The 24,214-nt window shown below is 64.5% G+C and carries 24 protein-coding genes and 1 tRNA gene; 12 read left to right on the top strand and 13 right to left on the bottom strand.

Annotation, left to right across the window (positions count from 1 at the left end):
* Positions 1-9 precede the first annotated feature (9 nt).
* Entirely contained in the window at positions 10-408 is a 399-nt protein-coding gene (locus GIW81_RS11065) for a F0F1 ATP synthase subunit epsilon (protein ID WP_154739240.1), read from the top strand.
* Positions 409-568: 160 nt separating this feature from the next.
* Here the strand turns inward: GIW81_RS11065 and GIW81_RS11060 are convergent, their stop codons facing one another.
* The 4 genes from GIW81_RS11060 to GIW81_RS11045 all read right to left on the bottom strand — a co-directional run bounded on the left by GIW81_RS11060 (position 569) and on the right by GIW81_RS11045 (position 4,753).
* Positions 569-1,126, bottom strand: a complete 558-nt coding sequence (locus GIW81_RS11060; protein ID WP_154739239.1) for an RNA pyrophosphohydrolase — start codon at positions 1,124-1,126, stop codon at positions 569-571.
* 117 nt (positions 1,127-1,243) lie between these two features.
* Positions 1,244-1,756: an RNA pyrophosphohydrolase gene (locus GIW81_RS11055; RefSeq protein ID WP_154739238.1), complete on the bottom strand. Its 513-nt coding sequence runs from the start codon at positions 1,754-1,756 to the stop codon at positions 1,244-1,246.
* Positions 1,757-1,868: 112 nt separating this feature from the next.
* Positions 1,869-3,281 (bottom strand): S41 family peptidase, encoded by a 1,413-nt coding sequence (locus GIW81_RS11050; RefSeq protein ID WP_154739237.1) that lies wholly within the window; start codon positions 3,279-3,281, stop codon positions 1,869-1,871.
* The gene (locus GIW81_RS11045; RefSeq protein ID WP_229309145.1) at positions 3,281-4,753 is read right to left on the bottom strand and encodes a murein hydrolase activator EnvC family protein; all 1,473 of its coding nucleotides are present in this window, start codon (positions 4,751-4,753) and stop codon (positions 3,281-3,283) included. The genes GIW81_RS11050 and GIW81_RS11045 overlap by 1 nt, the downstream gene beginning before the upstream one ends.
* 196 nt (positions 4,754-4,949) lie before the next feature.
* Between GIW81_RS11045 and GIW81_RS11040 the strand changes: the two genes are divergently transcribed.
* The 6 genes from GIW81_RS11040 (at position 4,950) to GIW81_RS11015 (ending at position 9,440) form a co-directional block, all read left to right on the top strand.
* Positions 4,950-5,144 carry a twin transmembrane helix small protein gene (locus GIW81_RS11040; protein ID WP_154739236.1) on the top strand — a complete coding sequence of 65 codons (195 nt, stop codon included), beginning with the start codon at positions 4,950-4,952 and terminating at the stop codon, positions 5,142-5,144.
* Positions 5,145-5,217: 73 nt separating this feature from the next.
* Complete coding sequence (locus tag GIW81_RS11035) at positions 5,218-5,799, top strand: cob(I)yrinic acid a,c-diamide adenosyltransferase (protein ID WP_154739235.1); 582 nt, start codon at positions 5,218-5,220, stop codon at positions 5,797-5,799.
* A gap of 36 nt (positions 5,800-5,835) precedes the next feature.
* The gene (locus GIW81_RS11030) at positions 5,836-6,540 is read left to right on the top strand and encodes a rhomboid family intramembrane serine protease (RefSeq protein WP_154739234.1); all 705 of its coding nucleotides are present in this window, start codon (positions 5,836-5,838) and stop codon (positions 6,538-6,540) included.
* A 233-nt stretch (positions 6,541-6,773) separates the two neighbouring features.
* Positions 6,774-7,526 (top strand): electron transfer flavoprotein subunit beta/FixA family protein, encoded by a 753-nt coding sequence (locus GIW81_RS11025; RefSeq protein WP_154739233.1) that lies wholly within the window; start codon positions 6,774-6,776, stop codon positions 7,524-7,526.
* Positions 7,526-8,470 carry an electron transfer flavoprotein subunit alpha/FixB family protein gene (locus GIW81_RS11020; protein ID WP_154739232.1) on the top strand — a complete coding sequence of 315 codons (945 nt, stop codon included), beginning with the start codon at positions 7,526-7,528 and terminating at the stop codon, positions 8,468-8,470. Before GIW81_RS11025 ends, GIW81_RS11020 begins: the two co-directional genes overlap by 1 nt.
* A 40-nt stretch (positions 8,471-8,510) precedes the next feature.
* Positions 8,511-9,440 (top strand): 3-hydroxybutyryl-CoA dehydrogenase, encoded by a 930-nt coding sequence (locus GIW81_RS11015; RefSeq protein ID WP_154739231.1) that lies wholly within the window; start codon positions 8,511-8,513, stop codon positions 9,438-9,440.
* A gap of 319 nt (positions 9,441-9,759) precedes the next feature.
* Here the strand turns inward: GIW81_RS11015 and GIW81_RS11010 are convergent, their stop codons facing one another.
* From GIW81_RS11010 to argB, 5 genes are all read right to left on the bottom strand, one after another.
* Positions 9,760-10,344 (bottom strand): fasciclin domain-containing protein, encoded by a 585-nt coding sequence (locus GIW81_RS11010; RefSeq protein WP_154739230.1) that lies wholly within the window; start codon positions 10,342-10,344, stop codon positions 9,760-9,762.
* A gap of 91 nt (positions 10,345-10,435) precedes the next feature.
* The gene (locus tag GIW81_RS11005; RefSeq protein WP_154739229.1) at positions 10,436-11,137 is read right to left on the bottom strand and encodes an anti-sigma factor; all 702 of its coding nucleotides are present in this window, start codon (positions 11,135-11,137) and stop codon (positions 10,436-10,438) included.
* Positions 11,134-11,688 (bottom strand): sigma-70 family RNA polymerase sigma factor, encoded by a 555-nt coding sequence (locus GIW81_RS11000; RefSeq protein WP_154739228.1) that lies wholly within the window; start codon positions 11,686-11,688, stop codon positions 11,134-11,136. The genes GIW81_RS11005 and GIW81_RS11000 overlap by 4 nt, the downstream gene beginning before the upstream one ends.
* Before the next feature lie 10 nt (positions 11,689-11,698).
* The gene (locus GIW81_RS10995) at positions 11,699-12,460 is read right to left on the bottom strand and encodes a pyrimidine 5'-nucleotidase (RefSeq protein ID WP_154739227.1); all 762 of its coding nucleotides are present in this window, start codon (positions 12,458-12,460) and stop codon (positions 11,699-11,701) included.
* Entirely contained in the window at positions 12,457-13,413 is a 957-nt protein-coding gene (gene argB / locus GIW81_RS10990; RefSeq protein WP_154739226.1) for an acetylglutamate kinase, read from the bottom strand. The genes GIW81_RS10995 and argB overlap by 4 nt, the downstream gene beginning before the upstream one ends.
* 281 nt (positions 13,414-13,694) lie before the next feature.
* Between argB and GIW81_RS10985 the strand changes: the two genes are divergently transcribed.
* Complete coding sequence (locus GIW81_RS10985) at positions 13,695-15,506, top strand: Clp protease N-terminal domain-containing protein (RefSeq protein WP_154739225.1); 1,812 nt, start codon at positions 13,695-13,697, stop codon at positions 15,504-15,506.
* A gap of 9 nt (positions 15,507-15,515) precedes the next feature.
* Here the strand turns inward: GIW81_RS10985 and yihA are convergent, their stop codons facing one another.
* From yihA to rpmH, 4 genes are all read right to left on the bottom strand, one after another.
* Positions 15,516-16,160: a ribosome biogenesis GTP-binding protein YihA/YsxC gene (yihA, locus tag GIW81_RS10980; protein WP_154739224.1), complete on the bottom strand. Its 645-nt coding sequence runs from the start codon at positions 16,158-16,160 to the stop codon at positions 15,516-15,518.
* A 25-nt stretch (positions 16,161-16,185) separates the two neighbouring features.
* On the bottom strand, positions 16,186-18,060 hold the full coding sequence (gene yidC / locus GIW81_RS10975; protein WP_154739223.1) for a membrane protein insertase YidC: 1,875 nt from the start codon (positions 18,058-18,060) through the stop codon (positions 16,186-16,188).
* 123 nt (positions 18,061-18,183) lie between these two features.
* Positions 18,184-18,555: a ribonuclease P protein component gene (gene rnpA, locus GIW81_RS10970; protein WP_154739222.1), complete on the bottom strand. Its 372-nt coding sequence runs from the start codon at positions 18,553-18,555 to the stop codon at positions 18,184-18,186.
* Between the two features lie 70 nt (positions 18,556-18,625).
* On the bottom strand, positions 18,626-18,760 hold the full coding sequence (gene rpmH, locus GIW81_RS10965) for a 50S ribosomal protein L34 (RefSeq protein WP_324614975.1): 135 nt from the start codon (positions 18,758-18,760) through the stop codon (positions 18,626-18,628).
* A 272-nt stretch (positions 18,761-19,032) separates the two neighbouring features.
* Here rpmH and GIW81_RS10960 point away from each other — a divergent pair, with 272 nt between their 5' ends.
* The 4 genes from GIW81_RS10960 to GIW81_RS10945 all read left to right on the top strand — a co-directional run bounded on the left by GIW81_RS10960 (position 19,033) and on the right by GIW81_RS10945 (position 24,166).
* Positions 19,033-20,508: a dihydrolipoyl dehydrogenase family protein gene (locus tag GIW81_RS10960; RefSeq protein WP_154739220.1), complete on the top strand. Its 1,476-nt coding sequence runs from the start codon at positions 19,033-19,035 to the stop codon at positions 20,506-20,508.
* 23 nt (positions 20,509-20,531) lie between these two features.
* Positions 20,532-22,109 (top strand): sensor histidine kinase, encoded by a 1,578-nt coding sequence (locus GIW81_RS10955; RefSeq protein ID WP_324614974.1) that lies wholly within the window; start codon positions 20,532-20,534, stop codon positions 22,107-22,109.
* A gap of 113 nt (positions 22,110-22,222) precedes the next feature.
* Positions 22,223-22,299 (top strand) — tRNA-Arg (locus GIW81_RS10950).
* A 178-nt stretch (positions 22,300-22,477) separates the two neighbouring features.
* Complete coding sequence (locus GIW81_RS10945) at positions 22,478-24,166, top strand: hypothetical protein (protein ID WP_154739218.1); 1,689 nt, start codon at positions 22,478-22,480, stop codon at positions 24,164-24,166.
* Positions 24,167-24,214: the final 48 nt, after the last annotated feature.

The raw sequence follows: 24,214 nt of genomic DNA, 5'->3' as shown, positions 1-24,214 counted from the left end.
GGTTGAGAGATGGCAGCGACATTCAATTTCGAGCTGGTGACGCCGGAGCGCCTGATTTTCTCCGGCGAGGCGAGCCAGGTCGTGGTTCCCGGCGCCGAGGGCGATTTCGCCGTGCTGGCCGGCCACTCGCCGTTCATCTCCACGCTGCGGCCCGGCATCCTCGACGTGACGCTACCTAGCGGCAGCCAGCGCCTGCTGGTCAAGAAGGGCGTCGCCGAGGCCGATCCGGCGCGTCTGACCGTGCTGGCGCAGACCGCCGTTCCGGTGGAGGAGCTCCAGGGCGCGCGTCTCGCCAGCGAGCTGCAGCAGGCCGAGGCGCAGGCCGCCGAGGCGAAGGACGATCACACGCGCATGAATGCCGAAGCGCTGATCGACGTGCTGAAGCGCCTGCAGACGAAGGCCGCCTAAGCCCCCCGTATCGCAGGGCTTTCCTCGGGCTCGTCCCGAGGATCTAGGTCTGTGCTTGTTCCGAGAGCGCAACCGTCGCTGCACGCTGGATTCCTCGGCCTAAAGCCGAGGATGACAACTCGCGATGTTGAATGACAGGTTGATCAAAGGAGGCGCGCAGCTATTCGGCGGCGATCGAGGCGACGCGCCGGCGGCCGAAGCGGGCGAACTCCTGCGCCACCTCTTCGTACACGGACCGGCGGAAATCCACCGCGAGGCGCGGCACGTCGGCAAGCGGGACCCACTGCCAAGCGTCGAACTCGGGCCGGTTGCCGCCCCGTCCGGAAATGTCGATTTCGCTGTCGGTGCCATCGAAACGCATGGCGTACCAGCGCAGGCGATGGCCGGCGAACTTGCCCTTCAGCGCGACGCCCAGAAGCTCGCGCGGCAGCTCGTAGGTGAGCCAGCCGGGGATTTCGCCGATCAGGGTTGCGTTGCGAACGCCCGTCTCTTCCCACAGCTCGCGGAATGCGGCCTCGCGCGACGGCTCGCGCGGCTCGATGCCGCCCTGCGGCAGCTGCCAGAACGTATCGCCGAAGTCGTCACGCAGCCGCGCCCAACGGGGCTCGTGGCGGCCAACCCAGACAAGGCCCTCAGCGTTGAACAGCACCACGCCCACGCACGGCCGTAACGGCAGCGGGGCCAGATAGACATCGGTCTGAGCAATGGTGGGAGGCATGGTGATGCGGGTTATCAACAGTTATCAAGATCGAATCGCAACACAGTGTAAGCCCGAAAATCCAGCCATTCTATGTCGTTATTTGTATAAATTTGCGTCACAAAGGCGACTGTTGCATCAACGCCCAGGCCGGGCGTAGGGAGCGAACGCCTCGGCTACTTTGACGTACACGTCGCGCTTGAAGGGGACGATCAGGTCGACGACCTCGGGCAGCGGCACCCATCGCCACTCGGTGAACTCGGCCTTGTGGCCGGTCGCCGGCTCGATATCGATCTCGCTTTCCTCGCCCAGGAAGCGCACGGCGAACCACTTCTGCTCCTGGCCCCGGTAGCGGCCGCCCCAGGCCTTGCCGACCAGGTGCGGCGGCAGCTCGTAGCGCAACCAGCCCGTTGTTTCGCCGAGGATCTTGACGGTCCGCATGCCGGTTTCCTCAATGAGCTCGCGCAAGGCCGCTCCGGCCGGGTCCTCCCCCGCGTCGATGCCGCCCTGAGGCATCTGCCACCAGGCGCCGCGGCCCTCTTCCTCGCCGGGGCTATCGGCCCGCCGCCCGATCCACACGTGCCCGTCAGGGTTGATCACGGTGATACCGACGCAGGGGCGGTAGCCGGGGGCGGGGGAGGCACTGCTCATGGCGGTCACGGTCCTAGTGGTCGGGTCCTAGTCGGCGCGTGGGAGGGCAGAAACGAAGATGGGCGCCGTTGGGCGCCCATCCACGATCACGTAGCTCGAGCAAAGGGCCAGATCAGTTCTTGGCCTTTTCCTTGGTGTCCGCGTCCGGCTTGGCGGCCGGGGCGGGCGTCGGAGTTGGGACGGTGGCGCCGGCGGTCTTGGCGTCGATCGCCGTGCCGCGGAGGAACGACAGTGCGTACTGCAGCTGCTTGTCCTTCTCCGGCTCCTTCGGCACGTAGGCCGATGAGCCCGACACTTCCTTGACCTCTTTGCCGTCCTCGCTGTTGCCATTCTCCGGGTTGCGGAGGTGGCCACGCAGGCTCGCCTCGCCGCGCTGAGATTCGGCGACGCTTTCCGCCTTCTTCTTCAGCTCGTCCGGCAGGTCCTGCTCGACGATGATGTCCGGATCAATGCCCTTGGCCTGGATCGAGCGGTTCGACGGCGTGTAGTAACGCGCCGTCGTCAGCCGGATCGCCCCATTGGCGCCGAGCGGGATGATGGTCTGCACCGAGCCTTTGCCGAACGACCGCGTGCCGACCACGGTGGCGCGCTTGTGGTCCTGCAGAGCGCCGGCGACGATCTCCGATGCCGAGGCCGACCCGCCGTTGATCAGGACGACAATCTTCTTGCCGTCGGTCAGATCACCCGGATGTGCCTGGGCCCGCTGCGTCTCCTCGTTGTTGCGGCCCTTGGTCAGCACCACGGCGCCGCGCTCCAGGAAGTCGTCGGAGACCGCGATGGCCTGGTCGAGCAGGCCGCCCGGGTTGTTGCGCAGGTCGATAACGTAGCCCTTGAGGTCCTTGCCGATCGTCTTCTTGGCGTTCTCGATGGCCTTGACCAGGTTGGTGTGCGTCTGCTCGTTGAAGGTGGTGATCTTGATGTAGGCGACGTCCTTCTCGTTGTTCGCCTTCACCGCGTTGATGCGGATGATGTCGCGCGTGACCTTCACGTCGAACGGATCGTCGACGCCCTTGCGCACGATGGTGAGGCTGATCGGCGTGTTGACCGGGCCGCGCATCTTCTCGACCGCCTGCTCCAGCGTCAGGCCGACGATCTGCTCGCCGTCGAGGTGGGTGATGAGGTCGTTCGCCTGCAGGCCCGCCTTGGAAGCCGGCGTATCGTCGATCGGCGAGACGACCTTCACGACGCCGTTCTCCATCGTGACCTCGATGCCGAGGCCGCCGAACTCGCCGCGCGTCTGCACCTGCATGTCGCGGTAGTTCTTGGGGCTGAGGTAGGACGAGTGCGGGTCGAGGGCGGACAGCATGCCGTTGATTGCCGACTCGATCAGCATCGTGTCGTCCGGCTTCTCGACGTAGTCGGAGCGGACCCGCTCGAGAACGTCGCCGAACAGATCGAGCTGTCGAAAGAGCTCAGAGTTTTCGGTGGTAGCCGAATACGTGCGCGTGACGTTCAACAGCGTGGTGGCGCCGGCGAGGCCGGTCATCAAGAGGAACGTCCAGAATGCGAATTCTGTCTTGCGCATTATCCTTGCACCTTTCGATGCCCCGCCACCCACCATGGGTCGGGGTCTACGGGCCGTCCATCCTTACGAAACTCGACGTAGAGGACGGGGGCGTTGTTAGTGGCAGCGGGTTGGGGCTTTTGCGACCAACCGCTCATGGTACCGACCGGTTCGGCAGCGAGAACGAATTGGCCTGGTTGGACATCGATCTGCGAGAGGCCCGCGAGCAGGATATGATAGCCGCCGCCAGCGTTGATGATCAAGAGTTGGCCATAGCTACGAAATTCACCAGCGTAAACGATCCAACCATCGCATGGTGACGTGACTTGGGCACCTTGGCGCGTTTCGAGCACAATACCCTTTGATTGGCCGCCGAACTGCGTCTTTTCGCCAAAGCTCAAGACCTGGCGTCCTTGCGCCGGGGTCGGAAGCCGCCCGGTAGCGTCGGAAAAGGCGATTTCAGGCTTGATTCTGCCTGGGCTTCCGAGTGTCGCACCCGGGCTCAGCTCGACGACATTGACACCTTTGGATGTTGACGGAGCCATCGAAGGGGCCGCCGGCCCGGCGCCGGGGAGTGGCGGTTTTTGGTTATCGGGTAAGGCGGCAGGTGAATTCGGTGCAATGTTCGGCGGCGGCGATTGCGGGGGGGAAGATGAATTCGGCGTAATGTTCGCCGCTGTTTGCTTCTGCTGCTGCTCGTCGTAGGCGCCGAGACCGGTGTTGGTCTTCACTGCCTTGTCGAGCTGCGTGATCAGCTCGTTCAAGTCCTTCACGTTGCGCGAGATGTCGACGGCCGCCGTGCGCATGCGCTTCAGCTCGGACTGGCGCTCGTCGAGCGTGACCCGCTTTTCCTCCATCAGGCCTGACAGCCGCGTGCGGCCGTCGTTGAGGCGCGTCATCTCGGTCCGCAGCTGATCGCGCTGCGTGCGGATCTCGGTCATCACGCGCACGAGTTCGTTGAGGCGCAAGGTGAGCGCCTTCGCCTGGTTGCCGAGCTCGGGGAAGGCGGCGGACAAGAGCATGGCGCTGCGCACCATCTCGAGCGCGTCCTCGCGTTGGGTGATCAGCACCGGCGGCGGATTGCGGCCCATGCGCTGCAGGGCGGAGAGCAGCTTGGCGATCTGGTCGTTGCGCTGGTTGAGGGAACCCTTGAGGATGCGCTCCTGCTCGTCCAGCTCGCCCAGGCGCGTCTCGATAGAGGTGAGCTGGGCCTCGCTCTTCTTGATGAGGTCGGCGGTTTCGACGAGACGCGAGTTGAGGCGCTCGCGCTCGGCGGCGAGGCCCTGGACGTCGGTCTGCAGCGTCTTGGTCTTCTGCTCGACGTCTTGCAGCTCGTTGCGCTTCGACTCGAGCTTTTTCTTGGCCTCATCCGCGTTGGTCGGGGCCTGCGCAGCGACGCGGCCGGCTGAGACCATGGCAAGCAGAGCGAGGCCGGCAAGCGCACCGGCAAACAGATAGGACTTTGAGTATGTTGTCAGTCGGGACCGATCCAACGGCAATTATCCCCCTTGGTGCCGAATGGCGGCATCACCAGAGGCCGCAATTGCGGCAATTATGGCGCGCCGTTACTTGCCAACTCATTGCCCCGGCCAACGAGCCCGCAAGCCCCCGCCCGGTGCGCTGAGATACGGTTTGCTCCTTGGTGTCCAACGCCTTAAGGAATGGGCCTGGAACGGAGATCGAACGACCATGGAGACCGTGCTTTATCACCTGACCACGCTCGCCGTCGTGGCCGTGGTGTTGGTGCTGTTCCTCGGACTGTGGAACCTGTCGCGCGGCAAAAGCCCGAACACCAGCCAAAAGCTGATGCGCTGGCGCGTCGGCCTGCAGGCGCTCGCCATAGCCATCATCCTGCTCTACGTCGCCGTCCATAACTATTCTTGACGCCCATCTGCCGGCTGCCCGAAGCGCGCCGGATTGCGATATGCTGCATCAGGTTTCACTGGAAGCAACGCGCATGGTCGTACTCAGCAAAATCTACACCCGCACCGGCGATAAGGGCACCACGGCGCTGGGCAGCGGCGAACGCGTACCGAAGCATTCCCTGCGCATCGACGCCTACGGTACGGTCGACGAGACCAACGCCAGCATCGGCATGGTGCGGCTGCACCTGGGCGATGCCGACCCCAAGCTCGACGCGATGCTCCTGCGCATCCAGAACGATCTGTTCGATCTCGGTGCCGACCTATGCGTGCCCGACCGCGGTCAGAAGCTCGAGTACGAGCCGCTGCGCATGGTCGACGCGCAGGTGAAGCGGCTGGAGCAAGAAATCGACGAGATGAACGCCGAGCTGAAGCCTTTGCGCTCGTTCGTCCTGCCGGGCGGAACCCCCGCGGCTGCCGCGCTGCACATGGCGCGCACCATTTCGCGCCGCGCCGAGCGCCTGATGGTCGCGCTCGCCGGCGAGCCCAACGAGCCCGTCGGGCCGGCGGCGCTGAAATATATCAATCGGCTGTCAGATTTCCTTTTTGTTGCCAGCCGCTACGTGAATGATCGCGGCAAGAGCGATGTCCTCTGGGTTCCCGGCCAGAATCGCTAAGGCGTTGGTGCGTTTTTCAAACCTGGCAGGCGCGTCTTGTTCATTCCGCTGCGTGACGACAACTCGTTGAAGTCCATTCCCTTTCAGTACGTCACGGTCGGGTTGATCGCGGTCAACATCGTCGTCTTCCTCCTCGAGGTGAGCGGCCTCAGCCACGCGGCGGTGGCGAGCTTCGCGGTGACGCCGCGGGAGCTCTTGGGTGGCACCGCATTGCTGGCGCCGTCGTCATTCTCCGAGGACGGCTATGCGATCGGCGAGGAGGCGACGCTCCTCACCTACATGTTCTTCCACGCCGATGTGTTCCACCTCGTCGGCAACATGCTGTTCCTGTGGGTGTTCGGCGACAACGTCGAGGATGCGATGGGGCATCTGCGCTTCCTCGTTTTCTATCTGGCTTGCGGCGTGTTCGCCGCGCTGTTCCACGCCTGGATGCTGCCCGACAGCGACCTGCCGCTGATTGGCGCGAGCGGCGCCGTGGCGGGCGTCATTGCCGCCTACCTGATGCTGCACCCGAGGGTCGGCGTCTGGGTGCTCGCGTTCAAGGTCATTCCCTTGCGAATAACGGCCGGCTTGGCGCTCGGCATTTGGATTGCTCTGCAGATCGTTATGGTTGCGATGCCGGACATGGGTCCGGTCGCGTGGTGGGCGCACATCGGCGGACTGATCGCCGGTGCAGTGCTGATCCTTTTCATGCGCCGTCCGGGCGTTCCGCTGTTCGACCGGGGGATGCGGTTGGCGTAGGCGCTGACCGGCGTTTTTGCTGGCGAGACAGTAAGTTCGGCTGACGATCGGTTAATTACCGCCCAATTGACTTGCGTTCCCGGCGCCCGTAGGTTCTCATTTCGCACTTGCGAATAATCAAGAGAGGCCTGCGACCGGGGAGTTTCTCGCGCAGCACAGCGGTTTGTCATCGCGCTGCACAACAGATCCCAGACGTCGATAGACCGCCAAACAACGCTTGGAGAGCCGACGGCATGAAGATCCTGGTGCCGGTCAAACGAGTTGTCGATTTCAACGTCAAAATTCGCGTCAAGCCCGACGGCTCTGGCATCGACCTGGCCAACGTGAAGATGTCTATGAACCCCTTCGACGAGATCGCGGTCGAAGAGGCGGTGCGGCTGAAGGAGAAGGGCGGCGCCACCGAGATCGTCGTCGTTTCCATCGGGCCCGCGAAAGCGCAGGATGTGATCCGCACCGCGCTCGCCATCGGTGCCGATCGCGGCATCCTCGTCGAGACTCCCGACGTACCCGTCGAGCCGCTCGCGGTCGCCAAGATCCTGAAGGGGGTCGTCGAGGCCGAGAAGCCCGATATCGTCATCCTCGGCAAGCAGGCCATCGACGACGATTGTAACCAAACCGGACAAATGCTCGCTGCGCTGCTCGGCTGGCCGCAGGGCACGTTCGCTTCCAAGCTCACGCTCGAGAGTGGCGCCGCCGTGGTGACGCGGGAGGTCGACGGCGGCCTCGAGACGGTTCGCCTCAAGGTTCCGGCCGTGGTCACCACCGATTTGCGCCTCAACGAGCCGCGCTACCCCACGCTGCCCAACATCATGAAGGCGAAGAAGAAGCCGCTCGACACCAAGAAGCCGGACGACTTCGGCGTCGACATCGCACCCCGCTTGAAGGTCCTGAAGATCTCCGAGCCGGCGAGCCGCAAAGCCGGCGTGAAGGTCGGCAGCGTCGCCGAGCTCGTCCAAAAACTCAAAGCCGAAGCCGGGGTGCTCTGATGGCTATTCTTCTACTGGCCGAGCACACCAACGGCGCTTTGCAGGCTGCGACCGGTAAGACGGTCGCCGCGGCGAAGCAGATCGGCGGCGACATCCACGTCCTCGTCGCCGGAAGCAACGCGAAGGCGGCCGCTGATGCTGCCGCCAAGCTCTACGGCGTCAGCAAGGTGCTGCTCGCCGATGCGCCGCACTTGGAGCACGGCCTCGCCGAGGAAGCCGCGGCGCTCGTCGTCTCGCTGATGGGCAGCTACGACGCCTTCGTCGCGCCGGCGACGACCACCGGCAAGAACATCGCGCCGCGCGTCGCCGCTGCACTCGACGTGATGCAGATCTCCGACATCATCAAGGTCGTCTCCGCCGATACGTTCGAGCGGCCGATCTACGCAGGTAATGCCATCCAGACGGTGCAGTCGCCCGAGGCCAAGAAGGTCATCACGGTTCGCATCTCCGCGTTCCCGTCGGTTGCCGAGGACGGTTCGGCGGCGATTGAGAACGTCTCCCCTCCGGCGGCTGTCGGCTTGTCGACGTTCGAGAAGGCCGAGCTCACGAAGTCGGATCGGCCGGAGCTCGCCTCCGCGAAGATAATCGTCTCCGGCGGTCGCGGCCTGCAGTCGGGCGAGAACTTCAAGAAGTACCTGGAGCCGGTTGCCGACGCGATGGGCGCCGCCGTGGGTGCGTCGCGCGCCGCCGTCGACGCGGGCTACGTGCCGAACGACATGCAGGTTGGTCAAACGGGCAAGGTCGTGGCCCCCGACCTCTACATGGCGGTCGGTATCTCCGGCGCGATCCAGCATCTCGCCGGCATGAAGGATTCCAAGATCATCGTTGCGATCAACAAGGACGGCGAGGCACCCATTTTCCAGGTGGCCGATTACGGCCTCGTCGCCGATCTGTTTCAGGCCCTGCCGGAGCTTGAAGCGGAGCTGAAGAAGGCCGGCCAATAGACAAGACATAAGGGCCTCGGGGACAGAAGGACTTGGCGACATGAACGTGGCAGTCAAATCGGCAGAGAAGCCGAAAGGCGAACACAAAACGCCACAAGTCATCAAGAAGGTCGGCGTCATCGGCGCCGGTCAGATGGGTACCGGCATCGCGCATGTCATCGCGCTGGGCGGCTACTCGGTGGCGCTCAACGACCTGAAGAAAGAAAAGGTCGACGAGTCGGTGCACACCATCGAGAAGTTCATGAGGCGCCAGGCGGAGAAGGGGATCATCACCGAAGGTGACGTCAAGCCGGCTCTCAAGCGCATCAGCTACGCGCCGAATTTCGAGGCCTTCGCCGACTGCGACCTCATTATCGAGGCCGCGACCGAGGACGAGGCCATCAAGCGCAAGATTTTCGCCGACCTCTGCAAGAACCTAAAAGCAGGCACGATGCTGGCGACGAACACGTCGTCGATCTCGATCACGCGCCTGGCTTCGACGACCGACCGGCCCGAGCACTTCATCGGCATGCACTTCATGAACCCGGTGCCGCTGATGGAGCTCGTCGAGCTGATCCGCGGCATCGCCACCGACGACGACATGTTCGCGCTGACCCGCACGTTCGTCGAGAGCCTCAACAAGAAAGTCGCGGTCTCCGAGGATTTCCCCGCCTTCATCGTCAACCGCATCCTGCTGCCGATGATCAATGAGGCGGTCTACACGCTGTATGAGGGCGTCGGCACCGTCGAGGCGATCGACAAGGCGATGAAGCTCGGCGCGCACCATCCGATGGGGCCGCTGGAACTTGCCGATTTCATTGGCCTGGATACGTGTCTGTCGGTGATGCAGGTGCTCTACGAGGGCCTGTCGGATTCGAAGTACCGGCCATGCCCGCTACTCGTGAAGTACGTCGAAGCCGGATGGCTCGGTCGCAAGACGCAGCGCGGCTTTTACGACTATCGCGGCGAGAAGCCCGTCCCGACGCGCTGAAGTTCTCTTGGTGACATCAGTTGCGAAAAGCTTTGTCTACGGCGGCGTCGCGCTAGTTGATGGCCGGCGCTCGCGCCGGGCGCCCTTGGCGCCTGAGCATGGCAAGTGAAGTGGCCATGCTAAAGGCCCATTCCACACGCTGATTTGTGAAAAGAGACCGGCCGAAGCGGGTGGTGGCAAATTACCTGCCCCGGCCGATCCCAATTTCTGCGTTGTTCCTCACAGGCCCGGCCCGCGCTTTCAGTGAAGCCGGACCCGCGGGCGTCGCGTAGACCGGCGGGCGCCGAGGGTGACGCGCGCCCGCCAAGCCAAGCAATCCTCAGTTCGGCTGCACGACATTGTCGATGACGTGGATGACGCCGTTCGACTGCAGCACATTCGAGATGGTGATGCGGCCAGCGTGACCAGCCGGGTCATACACGGCGAGGTGTTTCTCGCTGGCCTTCTTGATCCACAGCGACTGACCGTTCACGGTCTTCAGCTCGGCCTTGCCGCCCATCTTGTCGACCATGTCCCAGAGGTCCTGCGCGGTCAGCTTTCCAGCGACGACGTGGTAGGTGAGGATGCCGGTCAGCTTGCCCTTGTTCTCGGGCTTCAGCAGCGTCGGGACGGTCCCGTTGGGGAGCTTCTCGAACGCGCTGTTGGTGGGCGCGAACACCGTGAATGGCCCTGGCCCCGACAGCGTGTCGACGAGACCAGCCGCCTTCACTGCGGCGACGAGCGTGGTGTGATCCTGCGAATTGACAGCGTTCTCGATGATGTTCTTCGACGGATACATCGCCGCGCCGCCGACCATCACGGTCTTTTCGGCGAACGACGGCTGCGTGAGCGACAAACCGCACACGACCGCAAGGCCAGCGGCGCCGGCGATCAGCGTCGCGGACTTCTTCAACAGGCTAATCATGGGACTTCCTCCGTTCTAGTTCGGCCCCCTCTTGCGGGGCGATGGACTAGATACGGAGGGCTGCTCGTGCGGTTTCAGCCGCGTTTTGCTTTTATTGCGGGGCCTGCAGCAGCTTGCCGCTCCACAGCACCGGCCCGGTCGGCGCGCCCGTGGGCGAGCCGCCCGGCGGCTCGAGGCTGACGGCGAGCGTCGCGTCCTCGATGACGTTCGGCGCATAGGCGGCGAGCGTCGGCGATACGGTGACCGGCTGTGCGCCGACGAGTCCCAGCGAGCGCGGCGTCTTCAGGTCATCGTGCACCAGCCATAGCTCGTAGCTCTTGCCGGGCTCGGGCTTGGCGGCGACCGCGCGGATGGTCAATTGCCGCTTGTCGAGATCGACCGACACGAGGAAGGCCGGCGACTGCGGGTCCTTCTGCAGCACGGCGACGAGCGTCCTGTCGGCTTTCGGTTGCGCAAATTCGCGCAGGCCGACGAACAGGATGAGCGACGCTGCGAGCGCCGAAGCGGCAATCGCCGCGGTGCGCCAGCGGCGCAGCCGGCGTTCCATGTTGACGACGTTGCCATCGCCACCGGCCGCGACGCGGGCTTCGATCTTTTCCCACACGCCCGCAGGCGCGTCGCGCGGCGCAACCGTCTCGGCGAGCGGTCCGAGGCGGCGCTCCCAGGCCTCGATGGCCGCGGCAAGCGCCACATCATCGCGCGCGCGCATCGCCGTCGCCGCCCGTTCGCCGGCAGGAAGCGTGCCGAGGGCGTACTCGGCGGCAAGCATGTCGATGTCTTCAGCGTCGCTCATGACCCGAGACACTTCCTGAGTTGCGCCAAGCTGCGATGCAGCCAGACTTTGATCGTTCCCACCGGATGCCCGAACCGCTGGGCGATCTCGTCGCGGCTGAGGCCCGTGTAGTAGGCGAGGAGCACGATCTCGCGGCGATCGCCTTCCAGCGCCTTTAGGCATTCGTTGAGTCGCTGCAGCTCCTCACTCTGCTGCGTAGCGGCAAGGGGATCGAGCCCCTCGGCGGCGACGTCGAGCGCCTGGGGTGCGTCCTCGATCGACACCGGCGCGCGCCGCCGGACCTCGTCGATGGCGCGGTTGCGGGCGATCGTCGCCATCCAGGCAATGGGAGAGGCTTTCGAAGCATCGAAGCTCGATGCCCGGTTCCAAATCCTGACGTAGACGTCCTGCAGCACATCCTCTGCGCGGTCCTTGGCGGGCAAGATACGCCAGACGACGCCATAGAGTTTCGCCGAGGTGGCCTGATAAAGCTCGGAAAATGCGCTCCGATCCTGCTTGGCCACGCGGGCCAGCAGGGCGACTAGATCGGCGGTCTGGCGCGGCCTCTGCATGGGCTCGGCTTTAGGAGTTGGGTTTGGGGGCCAATGTCGCGAGAAAGGCGGTCAGGTCATCCGTAGCATGATGAATGTGCTCGGGCAGCCCCCGCCATTTCTTCATCTGCTGCTGCGCCGGGTGGTCCTGGTAATCCGAGTGGACGAGCACAGTCGTCATGCCGAGCGCATGGGCCGCCTCCAAATTGTGAGGCATGTCCTCGAACATCGCAGCGTCGCTGGGCGCCACACCGTGGCGATCGGTCATGCGCTTGAAGGCGTCGGGGGAAGGCTTGGCGACGAACTCGCAGGCGGCAATATCGCAGATGTCTTCCATGAGATGCAGCACGCCGAGCTTTTCGGCGACGCGCTCGGCATGGCGGCGCGAGCCGTTGGTGAAGATGATGCGGCGGCCGGGAAGCGCCGCGAGGGCGGTCGCTAGCTCCGGCGCTTCGCTCAGGGGCGCCAGATCGATGTCGTGCACGAACTCCAGGAAGGCGTGCGGATCGATCTTGTGCAGCTGGATCAGCCCGGTGAGAGTCGTGCCGTAGTCGTGGTAGTAGCGCTTCTGCAAGTAGCGCGCGTGCTCCAAAGGCACGTCGAGATGCCGGGAGATGAACGCGCCCATGCGGTGGTCGACCTCGGCGAACAGGTTGCAGGTCGACGGGTAGAGCGTGTTGTCGAGATCGAAGATCCATACCCGCGTCGCATCGAACCCGCGCCGGGCCTTGGACGATTGTTCCGCATCAAAGCGCAGCGCCGGCGCCCTGCCGCTCTGGCGGGCAGCGCTCATTCCCTGAGCCCCTTGGCCTTGCGCCGCGCCCGGCCAAGCAAGGTGCCGACACCGTGGGCGGTGAACAGCTCGAGCAACACGCAGTGCGGCACGCGCCCGTCGATGATGACGACGGCCTCGACGCCCGCCTCGACCACCTCGATGCAGCCCTCGATCTTCGGGATCATGCCGCCTGAGATGACGCCGTCCTTAATGAGCTGGCGCGCCTCCTCGATGGTGAGCTGCGTGACGAGGTTCTTGTCCCTGTCGAGCACGCCGGCGACGTCGGTCAGCAGCAACAGGCGCTTGGCCTTCATACGCGCGGCCAGCGCGCTGGCGAAGGTGTCGGCGTTGATGTTGAGCGTCTCGCCGTCGCGACTGATGCCGACCGGGGCGATGACCGGGATCAAGTCCGACTTGGAGATGACATCGACAATGTGCGGGTTGACCTCGACGGGGTCACCTACAAAGCCGATGTCGACCGCCTTCATCAGGTTCGATTCCGGATCGGGCAGCTCGGTGATCTTCTTGGCGATCATCAGGTTGGCGTCTTTGCCGCTGATGCCGACGGCCTTGCCGCCCTGCCGGTTGATGGCCGAGACGATGTCCTTATTGATCAGCCCCGACAGAACCATCTCGACGACCTCGACGGTGGGTTTGTCGGTGACCCGCAGGCCGTGCACGAAGTCGGACGAGATATCGAGCTTCTTGAGCATGGAGGCGATCTGCGGACCGCCGCCGTGCACGACGATTGGGTTAACGCCGGACTGCTTCAGGTAGACCACGTCCTGCGCAAAGGCGTCGGCAAGCGCCGCGTCGCCCATCGCGTTGCCGCCGAACTTGATGACCACCGTCTGCTCGTCGTAGCGGATGAGGTGCGGCAGCGCCTCGGCCAGGATGCGCGCCTGCACATGCGGTGACGGCTCGGGCTCGTTGGCCGCTGGGGCACTTAGCGGCGTCGTGATCGGCTTCATATTCCTGGCCTAGTTTCTCATTCTTCCGGCTGCGGGCCGGGATCCGACAATGTACGCCTGCACAACTGAAGGCCAGCTCTTACACCTCCGGGAGCCGCGTCGCCAAGTCCCCAGGCCTTTAAGCTCAAGCTGTTAAGAGCCGTGACGGCAAGCCGCCAAAAAGCAACGGAATTCGCCCACATTCGGCTGGTAAAAAGCCGTCTTAAGTGCGCTATTCAACTCAACCGGATGCGCCACGTCGCGCACGCCGGCGCCGCTGCTGACTTCGAGGAAGTTCGTTCATGATCGCCGACGGCTTGAGCCGCATTGCCATGTCATCCGGGCTCGCGGCCTCGCTGGCGCGGGCGAGCGACTATGCTCGCAACCAGGGGCATGCCGAGGTGACGCTCGAGCACATGCTGCTGGCTCTCTGCGACGATCCCGACGCGGTGCTGGTGCTGGCGGCGAGCAACGTCAACGTCGCGGAGCTTACGGCCGAGGTCGATGGCAGGCTCGCAGTCCTGCCGGTGCGATCGCCGGGTCAGACCGGCGAACTCGCAGTTGCCGCCGACTTCCGCCGCATCCTGGAGGCCGCCGCCGCCGCCGCACGCGGCGGACGCCGGCGCGAAATCAACGGTGCCATCGTACTGGCGGCAATCGTCGGCGACGGCAAGAGCGGCGCCGCGCAGGTGCTCAGCGCGTTGGGGCTCACGTTCGAGGGCGCCATCCGCGCGCTACAGAGCAAGCCTTCTGAGTCGTCGCCTGCTGCCGCCCAGTCGTCGAGACCAGTTCCGGCGCCCGATGCCGAAGCGATCCTCGCCGGGGCGCGCGAGCGCGTGCAGTCGCGCACCGGCATGCCCGCGCGGCGCGAGACGACACAGCCCCCGGGTGCTGGGCAAGAGCAATATCCTGAGCCCGAGCAGGATCGTGACCTGTCGGACTACAGTTACGAGCCGCCAGCCCAACGGGCACTTCCGCCACCCGATCCAGCGCGCTACGAGCCCGAGCCGCAGCATCCGGCGGCCTACGAACCTGCGCACGCCGAGCAGCACTATGAGCTCGAGGTGGAGCAGGCTCCGGCATATGAGCATCAGGCGCCCTTTCAGCCGTCAGCGCCCGTGCAAGCGGATCACTACGCCGAGCATGCTTCACCCGCATTCGAGCTTCAGCCGGGCCCCGAGGAATATGTCGGGTTCGAACCGCCCCGGCCCGCCTCGGCGCCGTTTCCGCCGCCCATTCCGGCGCCCGCGCCCCACGACAGCTGGGCGCCGCCCCCCTCGCCTGCACCGGCGCCCCCGCGCCGTTTTGCCGACCGCGTGGCGCAGCCGCCTATGCCGCCTCCACCGCCCCCCATGCCATCGCCATTCGGTGGCGAGGCTCGCCCCAGTCCCCCGCCGCTGGCGCCGTGGCCTGAGGACAACGCCGCGCCGCCGATGCCCATGGGCGTGGGATCGGGCGGGCGCGGGGCGCCGCCAGCGCAAGCTGCACCTGGCGCCGGGTTCCATCTGGATCGCCGCGGCGCCCCGGCCGTGGCATCGCAAGTGCGGCCGGGCAACGCCGGCGCACGCCCGGTCACGCCGCGCGCCGAGATCGGGCAGCTCGTCGAGAATATCCCGCGCTCCATGCGCGTCGCTGTCGCCGCGATGATCGAGGTGCGCGTCGCGCGCGCCGACGTCCAGGCGTTGGCCGAAGGGCTGCAGGGCGGCGGCGCTGCCTACCAGCACGAGGTGATGGTGACGAAGGCCATGTCGGTGCGCCTGCGCGCCCCCGACGGCGGTTTCTTCATCGAGACGGCATCGCCCGAGACGCAGTGGATCGAAAAGGCGATGTTGCTGTCGGCCGATGATTTCGCCAGCTGGCGCTGGCACGTGACGCCGCGCGAGCCGGGCCGCAAGCGCTTGCAGCTCATCATCTCGGCACGCACGGTGAGCGCCGATGGGCTCGCGGCCGAGACAGCGCTGCCCGACCAGGTGATCACGGTGCGCGTGCGCACCAACTACGCGAGGGTCGCCGGCCGCTGGGTTGGTTGGGGTGTTGCCGCCGTCGCCGGTGGCCTGCTCGCCAAGTTCGGCGAGGGCGCGTTCGATGCGGTCGGGCGCATGCTAACGGGTTAGCGCGCAGGGCTAGCGATGGTCGGCGAGGATGCCGGCAATGGTCGCGCGCAGCTCGTCGACGCCGAGGCCCTTCTCCGCCGAGGTCACGATGACATGCGGGAACGCCGCCGGATGCTTGGCGATCGCCTTCGCCGTCGCCTCGGTCACGGCTTCGAGCTCATGCGGCTTGATCTTGTCCGCCTTGGTCAGCACCACCTGATAGGTCACTGCGGCTTCGTCGAGGATGTCGGCGACCTGCTGATCGGTTGGCTTCAGCCCGTGCCGCGCATCGATAAGCAGGAATACGCGGGCAAGCGTGGTGCGGCCTCGGAGATAGTCGGTGACGAGCTCGCCCCACGCGGCGACCTTGTCGACCGGCGCCTTGGCGTAGCCGTATCCGGGCATGTCGACGATGAAGAGCGGATCGGCGTCGCTCCGGAAATAGTTGAGCTCCTGGGTGCGCCCCGGGGTGTTGGAAGTGCGCGCCAGGCCTCCTTGGCGCACCAGCGCGTTGATGAGGCTCGACTTGCCGACGTTGGAGCGGCCGGCAAAGGCGATCTCCGGCCGGTCGGCCGGCGGCAGGAATTCGAGCGCCGGCGCGCTCTTCAAAAGCTGCCAGCGCCGCTCGAATAGGCGGTCGCCGGCGGCGAGCATGGTTTTGTCGACCTCAGTCATCTTCGCCGCCTTTGGCGTGCGGGAGCTACTCGCTCTTTTCCTTGCCGTTGCGCCGTCGCTTTATCGCGTCGGCGCCGCGCCCAGCCATCGAGGCCACAGGTTTGAACTGGCGCGAGAGATTGCCCATGAGGTGAATGTCCGCCCCCTGTCTGCGCATGATGTAGTACTGCTGCGCCAGGGACAGCGTGTTGCTCCACGCCCAGTAGATCACGAGACCGGCCGGGAACGCCGCCAGCAGGAACGTGAATACGATCGGCATCCAGTTGAAGATCTGCTGCTGGACGGGATCGGGCTGCTGCGGGTTCAGCTGCATCTGCAGCCACATGGTGGCGCCCATGACCAGCGGCCACACACCGACCATGAGGAGGTGCCCGATTACCGGAACCTGCGATGGGTCCCACGGGATCAGACCGAACAGGTTAAAGACGGTCGTGGGGTCGGGCGCCGAGAGATCCTTGATCCAGCCGAAGAACGGCGCGTGGCGCATGTCGATGGTGATGTAGAGCACCTTGTACAGCGCGAAGAACACGGGGATCTGCAGAAGGATCGGCAAGCAGCCGGCGACGGGGTTCACCTTTTCGCGCTTATAGAGCTCCATCAGCTCGGATTGCTGCCTGACCTTGTCGTCCTTGTAGCGCTCGCGCAGCTGCTCCATCTGCGGCTGCAGCTTCTTCATCTTCGCCATCGAGGCGTATTGCTTGTTGGCGAGCGGGAAGAAGAAGAGCCGCACGATCACGGTGAGGATGAGGATCGTCACGCCGAAGTTATGGACGTGCGAGTTGATCGCCTCCATCAGGCGGAATAGCGGCTTGGTGATGAAGAAGAACCAGCCCCAGTCGATCAGCAGGTCGAACTGCTGGATGCCGGTGTTCTGATAGGCCTGCAGGATCTGCATCTGCTTGGCGCCGGCGAAGAGCTGCGACTCCACTTTGACGGTGGCACCCGGCGCCACGCTGATCGCGTCGCGCATGTAGTCGGCTTGGTAGGAGGGCTGCTCGGACGGCAGCTTCGGAGGCTGCGCCGTGAACGTGGCGCGGTACTGGGCGGTCTGATCGGGAATGACCGTCGCCGCCCAATACTTGTCGGTGAAGCCGAGCCAGCCACCGGTCGCGGGCTCGAAGGCGTGCAGCGGCTTATCGAGCGCATCGGCATATTTGGCGCGCTGCTCGCCCTGGGCACCGATCACCCCGATCAGACCCTCGTGCAGGATCCAGTTGTTCTCGATCTTGGGCGTGCCGTAGCGGTGCACGCGCGCATAGGGTGCGAGTGAGACGGCGCCCTGCGAGCGGTTCTCGACCTCCTCGACGACCTTGAACATGTAATCGTCGTCGACCGAGATCGTGCGCTTGAAGAGGACTCCCTGGCCGTTGTCCCAAGTGAGGGTCACGGGCGTTGCCGGTGTCAGCGTGCCCGAGCCCTGCCACAGCGCGTCGCGGTCGGGGACCTTGAGGTTCGAGCCGGCCGCCGGCACCCAGCCGAATTCGGCGAAGTAGGGATGCGCGCTGTCGTTGGGCGACAGCAGCACGACGTTGGGGCTCTTCGGGTCGACGGTCACGTGATACTTGGCGAGCACGACATCGTCGAAGCGCCCGCTGCGCAGCGCGATGGAGCCTTTCATGGAAGGCGTGTCGATGGTAAGCCGCGGCGAGGTCTTGATCGCATCTTCGCTGGCGGTGCTGGCGGCGGGCGGAGCTCCCGGCGTCGCGGAGCTGGGGGCCGCCGACTTCGGCGCCTCCTTGCTCGAGCCCGGCTGCTGCGTCAGCTCCTGCTGGGCTTTGAGGCGCGCCTGCTCGTCGCGCAGCTTCGGACCGGCGTAGAAAAGCTGCCACCCGAGCAACACCGCCATGGACAGGATGACGGCGAGCAGCAGGTTTCGTTGTTGATCGGGATCTTGCTGCATTATTGCCTCAGCGCCCTTCGCCCTGCCCCAGGAAGTTGCCCGCCGTGATGTCGAACGCACGCGGGGCGCTCAATGCGGAGCCTGTGGCAATACTCCGACGGCAACCATTCGCATAGCTGGAAATCATGCGCTTTTCTGCCCCCGGCGCTTTTGCCCCGGGGCTTGATGAACGCGGATAAGAGCCTGGTCCAGGTCGGCTTTGAGATCGGTGAAGGTCCGCACGGCAGCAGCGGTGCGCGCGATCAGCACGTAGTCGTAGCCGGGATGGACCTGGTCGGCCTTGAGCGCCGCCGTCAACGCCCTGAGGCGCCGGCGCACCCGGTTGCGCAGGACCGCGCCGCCGACCTTCTTGGAAACGGTGTATCCGAAGCGCGCCGGGGCTTCCCCCTCCGCGACATTCTGTCGGCTGCGGGCCTCCAAAACGAAAGCGGTCGCGCTCCAGCGCCGGCCGCCCCGGACCCATAAGAACTCGCTGCGTTTTTTCAGGGTAGCCACGGCGCAACATCCCTGCCCGTAAAGGGCTGCGCCCGGCACTGGCCGACGGGGAGCCTATGCCCACCCGATCTCAGGCCGACAGGCGCTTACGGCCCTTGGCGCGGCGGCGATTGAGTACGCGAACGCCGCCCGTGGTCTGCATCCGCTTACGAAACCCGTGGCGACGCTTGCGGACGAGCCGGCTCGGTTGATAAGTGCGCTTCACGATACTGCTCCAGTGCCCGTCGCAAATAGGGCCGCCTGCCAACCAATCGCCGTCGGCGCGAGCCCATAGCTTCTCAAGGATTGGCGGGCTTATACGGGCTGGACGCGGGCAAGTCAACGCGTGCCAAGCCCAGATAATCCACGGCTGCGAACGCCAAGATTGGTGCGTCAGTGCGCCGGAAGTGGCAAACCAGATTAACCGCTCGGTGCGGGCGCGTTTAGCCCGCACCAATCCCGGTAAATGGGGGCCAGCAGACGACATGGAGCATGGCAATGCCGGCATCTAAGGCGAACGCACAGCCGTCCGCTGCCGGCGGCGACACCGACAGCGAGCACATCGCGGCCGATATCTGCGTCATTGGCGCCGGCCCCGGGGGGCTGGCCGTCGCGACTGGAGCCGCCGCGTTCGGGCGTAGCGTGGTGCTGATCGAGAGAAACAACTTCGGCGGCGACGTGCTGCATTCCGGATGCATCCCGTCGCGGGCCCTGGCGGCGGTGGCCAATCGCGCGCACGCCATGCGCTCGGCAGGCGCACTGGGCATTGCCGCGCGCGAGCCGGAGATCGATCTGCGCGCGGTCAGCGCCCACGTCGCCGGCGTCATCGCCGGGGTCGCACCGAACTTCGCGGCCGAGCGCTTCACCGGGCTGGGGGTCCGCGTCATCCATGCCGCGGCGCGCTTCATCAACAAGAAGACCGTGGTGGCTGGCGACTATCGCATCAAGGCGCGCCGCTTCGTCATCGCCACCGGCTCGGCGCCGCTAATCCCGGCGATCCCGGGGCTCGACGGCGTGCCCTACTTCACCAACGAGACGATCTTCACCAACCAGGAGCGGCTGCACAGTCTGATCGTTATCGGCGGCGGATCTGCAGGCCTCGAGCTGGCGCAGACGTACAGCCGCCTCGGCTCGCGCGTGATGGTGCTGGTGGCTGGAAAGGCCCTGGCCGACGAGGACCCGGAGCTGGCCGCGTTCGTGCTCGAGCAGCTCGGCGAGGAAGGCATCAGCATCCACCAGGATACGACGGTCGACAGCGTCGAGGGCGGTCTCGGCCGGGTGCGCGTCAACGTCAGCGTCGGTGGCGAGAAGCACGTCGTCGAAGGCAGCCACCTTTTGATTGCTGCGGGGCGCCGACCCTCGACGTCGGACCTCGGCCTGGAGGTCGCGGGCATCCGCTACGACGAGCGGGGTATCAAGGTCGATGCGGGACTGAAGACATCGAACCGGCGGGTGTTCGCGATCGGCGATGCCGCGGGCGGGCCGTCCTATGCGCAGGTCGCCGACTACCACGCCAGCATCGTTTTACGCCGCGCGCTGTTCCACTATCCGGCAAGGGTCGATGCACGGCTCATCGCGCGGGCCACGTTTACGGACCCCGAGCTCGCCTACGTGGGGCTTTCCGAGGCCGAGGCGGTCAAGCACGCCAAGAAGATCGGCGTGCTGCGCTGGCCCTACCGGGAGAACGACCGCGCCCAGGCGGAGCGCAAGACCACCGGCCATGTGAAGGTGGTGACGAGCCGGGACGGCCAGATATTGGGGGCCGGAATCGTCGGGGCGGAGGCTGGGGAGCTGATCCAGCTGTGGTCGCTCGCCATCGCCAAGGGCCTAAACATCAAGGATATGTCGAGCTGGGTGGCGCCCTACCCGACGCTATCGGAGATGAACAAAAAGCTCGGCTACAGCTACTATGCGACCAAGTCCGCAAGCCCCACATTACGCAAGGTTATAAACTTCCTTGCTAGATTTGGATGAGGGACAGGAGCGAAAGGAAGCGCGTGCTCCGCGATAACAAAAACGATGCGCGGCAGCTGACCTTCGCCGATTGGTGGCGACGCGTTCGCGTTCCCCAATGGGCGGCGAAATATCAGGCCAGTTGGCGCGACCTCGGCCTCCCTTCCAAGCTTCTGATGTTGACGGCCGCATTCGTGATGCTGGCCGAGGTGCTGATCTTCCTGCCCTCGATTTCGACCTTCCGCGTCGACTGGCTGAACGAACGCCTCACCGCGGCGCAACTCGCAACGCTTGCGGCCGAGGGCTTTCCCGGCGGCGACGTACCCTCGGGTCTCAGAGCCGAGATGCTGCGCACCGCGCAGGTGAAGGCTATCGCCTCGCGCCGGCAGGGCGTCCGCCGCCTGGTGCTGCCGGTCGATCCGCAGATGACGATCGACCAGCACTACGATCTGCGCCAACGCCCCGAGAGCTGGCTCGACAGCGTCGCGTTGCGCTTCGAGCAGATTGGCGATGCGATTGCCGTGTTCTTCGCGCCGAACGGGCGCACCATCCGCGTGCTCGGCAGCATCGGCGACGATCCGGACGACCTCGTCGAGATCGTCATGCCGGAAGCCCCGCTGAAGGCCGCGCTCAATTCGTATGCCCTGAACATCCTCGGCGTCTCCATCGTCATCTCGCTGGCGACGGCGGCGCTCGTCTACTTCGCGATCAGCCGGCTGCTAGTTCGGCCCGTTATGCGCATCACCCACGCCATGGTGCGCTTCCGCCAGGACCCGGAAGATCCATCGCGCATCATCGTGCCGTCGAGCCGCCACGACGAGATCGGCGTTGCCGAGCGGGAGCTGGGCGAGATGCAGCGGCAGCTGTCGGGCACGCTCCTGCAGAAAACGCGGCTGGCGCAGCTCGGCTTGGCGGTGAGCAAGATCAACCACGACCTGCGCGGCATGCTGGCCAACGCGCAATTGCTGTCCGACCGCCTGACGGCCATCCCCGATCCCACTGTGCAGCGCTTTGCGCCCAAGCTCATCGCCTCGCTCGACCGCGCCATCAACTTCTGCAACGACACGCTGCGTTTCGGCCGCGCCGAGGAAGCGGCGCCGCGCCGCGAGCTGCTGCCGTTGAAGCCTCTCGCCGAGGAGGTGGGCGAGGCACTGGGGCTGCCGCGCGAGGGCAGCATCGACTGGGTGCTGGAGATGGACGACACGCTGCGCATCGACGCCGACCGCGATCATCTTTTCCGCATCCTCAGCAATCTTTCCCGCAACGCCATCGAGGCGATCGAGGGCGCGCCGGGATCGCCGCACGGCGAGGTCCGCATCAAGGCGTGGCGCGAGGGTCGACGCGTGTTCGTCGACGTGCGCGACACGGGCCCCGGCGTCCCGCAGAAGGCGCGCGATCATCTTTTCGAAGCGTTTACCGGGTCGCAGCGCAAAGGTGGCACTGGCCTCGGCCTCGCCATCGCCGCGGAAATCATCGGCGTCCATGGCGGGCATATCCGGCTGCTCGACACGCCGAAAGGTGCGACATTCCAGTTCGAAATCCCCGATCGTGGCGCGCACCACGGGCACGAGGAGCCCGGCACCGCGCGGCTTTCCCGGCCCCCGGCGGACGATCTTGCGTAGCGGGCGCAAGGCACTTGCGCAGCGGGGCATCAGCCATTAGTAGTGGCGAGCTTCGGTGTGGCATCGCTCATCGAACGCCTTGGTTTCTGCGTCTCCGTGAAAAACGCAGGCAAGCGCCCGTAGCTCAGCTGGATAGAGCATCAGACTACGAATCTGAGGGTCGGACGTTCGAATCGTTCCGGGCGCGCCACTTTCTTAGTATCTCCACCGGCTTTTCCGGTGTGCAGCGCAGCTTCCAAGTTCTTTCGCAACTTGCGCCGATGATCTTCGAGCTTGCGCCGTGGCTCGCGGCTCGGCCTATTCTTTGCGCTCACTGAGTCTCGACCGCAGCGTCTGAGTTCCCCCCAGATGGAATGGAGTCGCCGACCATGAGTGAGCAAGATGACACTCAACGGCGTGAGTACGAAGAGCGACTTCAGCGGCGCCTGAAAATTCTAAAAGACGAGTTTGAAGCCGGAAAGATCGTCATCGCGCCCGGACTACAGGTCATTGAAAGTCTGAAGGCCGTCCGGTACGCAGCAGACGGAACCATAGATTTGAGTACGGTAGACGGCTTGGTCCGGTCTATGGCGCTAATGGCCGAACACATCCATGAGCGAGGCGAAGCCAAGAAGGCTGCCTCGCTACGTGAGATTCAAGAGCTGTACTTCAACTTCCTCTACCTCAACTTCAAACCTTACTTCGAGACAATGCTTAAGGGGAAGCTTACCCCGCACGAGGCTGGCTTGGCCATCTCACGGAGTGAGCAATCTCGCAAAGAGTTCCTCAGGGCGCTCCCAGACTTCATGGAAGCGATCGAAGGGTTCTGGGCCGGTATGGCCGGCGCCTTGCACGCTCACTTGGAAGACATGCACGGAACGATGAAGTGCTCCTACGGCGGAGACATATTTCCTTCGCACGCTGAGAACATTGCTTCCAAATGCGGCCTCTATGCAGACACCATCATTCTCCCCGACCCCTTCCTGCGCTCCCGAGAGATTTTCGCGAACTGGAGTGAGGAAAAATCTGTCTACTACCTTGTAAAGAATGCCATGAACGTTCTCCAGTATCGCGAACTCGCGCTGGCGAATGTCGAGCCTCCGATTGTTGTCATCTCGCCTGATTATAGCGAGCTGGTGCGAAACGAGAAAAAGTTCGTCGGTCTTGTGTCCGAAAGCGACTGCTTGGCTCACGCATCGAGGATTTTTGGCCGCAAGTTTGAATCGATGGACTCGTTGATGGAATATGCGGAACACTTTGATACTTTGGACACCTTGCTTCCCGAAATCAAAGACCCGCGTCGCGTGCTGTTCGATGCAGAACTGAAGGGGGGAGCGCGCGAGCACATCACATCAATGCTAGACGATCCCAGCTCGGCGCTGCTGAAGTCGAAACATCCTGGTGTGGTTGTGGCTGCCTCTGCATTTGGTCGGATGGCTCAGGCGAACGACTTACTTATCAAGTCCCGCCGCCTTGGAGCCACGCCCGTTATCGATGCGCCGACATCATGGCAGTACTTCGTTTGGAAGCTTGAATACGATGCCGACCGTGCAAGCGAGGGTGCGCCGCAAACTGATGACTTGCACGTTCTTCGGGCGTTGGAGTCGTTATCACACACCGATATGGAGTGGCTCGGCAAGGTACCGCCGCGGGCGCTTATTGAACTTCGTGAAAGCGGCGCGTTGGCCGAGATTCGCTCCATCATGGCGGCGGGCGTAAAAGAAGTTGCCGAAGCGAGACCAGACAATTTTTTCAGGTCGAAGGATCGAGTGTTCGAAAACCTTGAGAGGGCTCTCGACGTGCATCAGGGCCAGCTAGATGCTCTTCGCGCCAAAACTTGGAAGTTTGCTGGCAAGGACATCGGGACTTGGGTCGTTACGGGCACCGTTGCAGTTAGCGCCGCACTGACAGGGTACCCTATCTTCGCATTAGCCGCGCTCGCCGTTGACCAAGTCGTTGACGTGCCAAAGCTCAAAGATATTCCAGAATCGATCAAGGAACTCGCCAAAGAAAGTAAGAAGCTGCGTCAGTCCCCAGTGGGATTGCTGTTTAGCTATAGGAAAATGGCCGAGCGATAATGACGGATCGTTGGGTGATCACAAAACCCTACCGTCTTGATTCACCGT

This window comes from Hyphomicrobium album (assembly GCF_009708035.1).
GTDB classification, from domain to species: Bacteria; Pseudomonadota; Alphaproteobacteria; order Rhizobiales; family Hyphomicrobiaceae; genus Hyphomicrobium_A; species Hyphomicrobium_A album.
Note: the sequence above shows the minus strand (reverse complement) of the source record. Positions and strands in the feature narration are given on the sequence as shown.

Excerpts from the sequence above, each read along its gene's own strand:
- GIW81_RS11010 (WP_154739230.1), bottom strand. The coding sequence starts at position 10,344 with ATGATTAGCCTGTTGAAGAAGTCCGCGACGCTGATCGCCGGCGCCGCT.
- GIW81_RS10995 (WP_154739227.1), bottom strand. The coding sequence starts at position 12,460 with ATGAGCGCTGCCCGCCAGAGCGGCAGGGCGCCGGCGCTGCGCTTTGAT.
- GIW81_RS11000 (WP_154739228.1), bottom strand. The coding sequence starts at position 11,688 with ATGCAGAGGCCGCGCCAGACCGCCGATCTAGTCGCCCTGCTGGCCCGC.
- GIW81_RS10960 (WP_154739220.1), top strand. The coding sequence starts at position 19,033 with ATGCCGGCATCTAAGGCGAACGCACAGCCGTCCGCTGCCGGCGGCGAC.
- GIW81_RS10985 (WP_154739225.1), top strand. The coding sequence starts at position 13,695 with ATGATCGCCGACGGCTTGAGCCGCATTGCCATGTCATCCGGGCTCGCG.
- GIW81_RS11020 (WP_154739232.1), top strand. The coding sequence starts at position 7,526 with ATGGCTATTCTTCTACTGGCCGAGCACACCAACGGCGCTTTGCAGGCT.
- GIW81_RS11005 (WP_154739229.1), bottom strand. The coding sequence starts at position 11,137 with ATGAGCGACGCTGAAGACATCGACATGCTTGCCGCCGAGTACGCCCTC.
- GIW81_RS11035 (WP_154739235.1), top strand. The coding sequence starts at position 5,218 with ATGGTCGTACTCAGCAAAATCTACACCCGCACCGGCGATAAGGGCACC.
- GIW81_RS11065 (WP_154739240.1), top strand. The coding sequence starts at position 10 with ATGGCAGCGACATTCAATTTCGAGCTGGTGACGCCGGAGCGCCTGATT.
- GIW81_RS10945 (WP_154739218.1), top strand. The coding sequence starts at position 22,478 with ATGAGTGAGCAAGATGACACTCAACGGCGTGAGTACGAAGAGCGACTT.
- GIW81_RS11060 (WP_154739239.1), bottom strand. The coding sequence starts at position 1,126 with ATGCCTCCCACCATTGCTCAGACCGATGTCTATCTGGCCCCGCTGCCG.
- GIW81_RS11025 (WP_154739233.1), top strand. The coding sequence starts at position 6,774 with ATGAAGATCCTGGTGCCGGTCAAACGAGTTGTCGATTTCAACGTCAAA.
- yihA (WP_154739224.1), bottom strand. The coding sequence starts at position 16,160 with ATGACTGAGGTCGACAAAACCATGCTCGCCGCCGGCGACCGCCTATTC.
- GIW81_RS11040 (WP_154739236.1), top strand. The coding sequence starts at position 4,950 with ATGGAGACCGTGCTTTATCACCTGACCACGCTCGCCGTCGTGGCCGTG.
- GIW81_RS11055 (WP_154739238.1), bottom strand. The coding sequence starts at position 1,756 with ATGAGCAGTGCCTCCCCCGCCCCCGGCTACCGCCCCTGCGTCGGTATC.
- argB (WP_154739226.1), bottom strand. The coding sequence starts at position 13,413 with ATGAAGCCGATCACGACGCCGCTAAGTGCCCCAGCGGCCAACGAGCCC.
- GIW81_RS11050 (WP_154739237.1), bottom strand. The coding sequence starts at position 3,281 with ATGCGCAAGACAGAATTCGCATTCTGGACGTTCCTCTTGATGACCGGC.
- GIW81_RS11015 (WP_154739231.1), top strand. The coding sequence starts at position 8,511 with ATGAACGTGGCAGTCAAATCGGCAGAGAAGCCGAAAGGCGAACACAAA.
- yidC (WP_154739223.1), bottom strand. The coding sequence starts at position 18,060 with ATGCAGCAAGATCCCGATCAACAACGAAACCTGCTGCTCGCCGTCATC.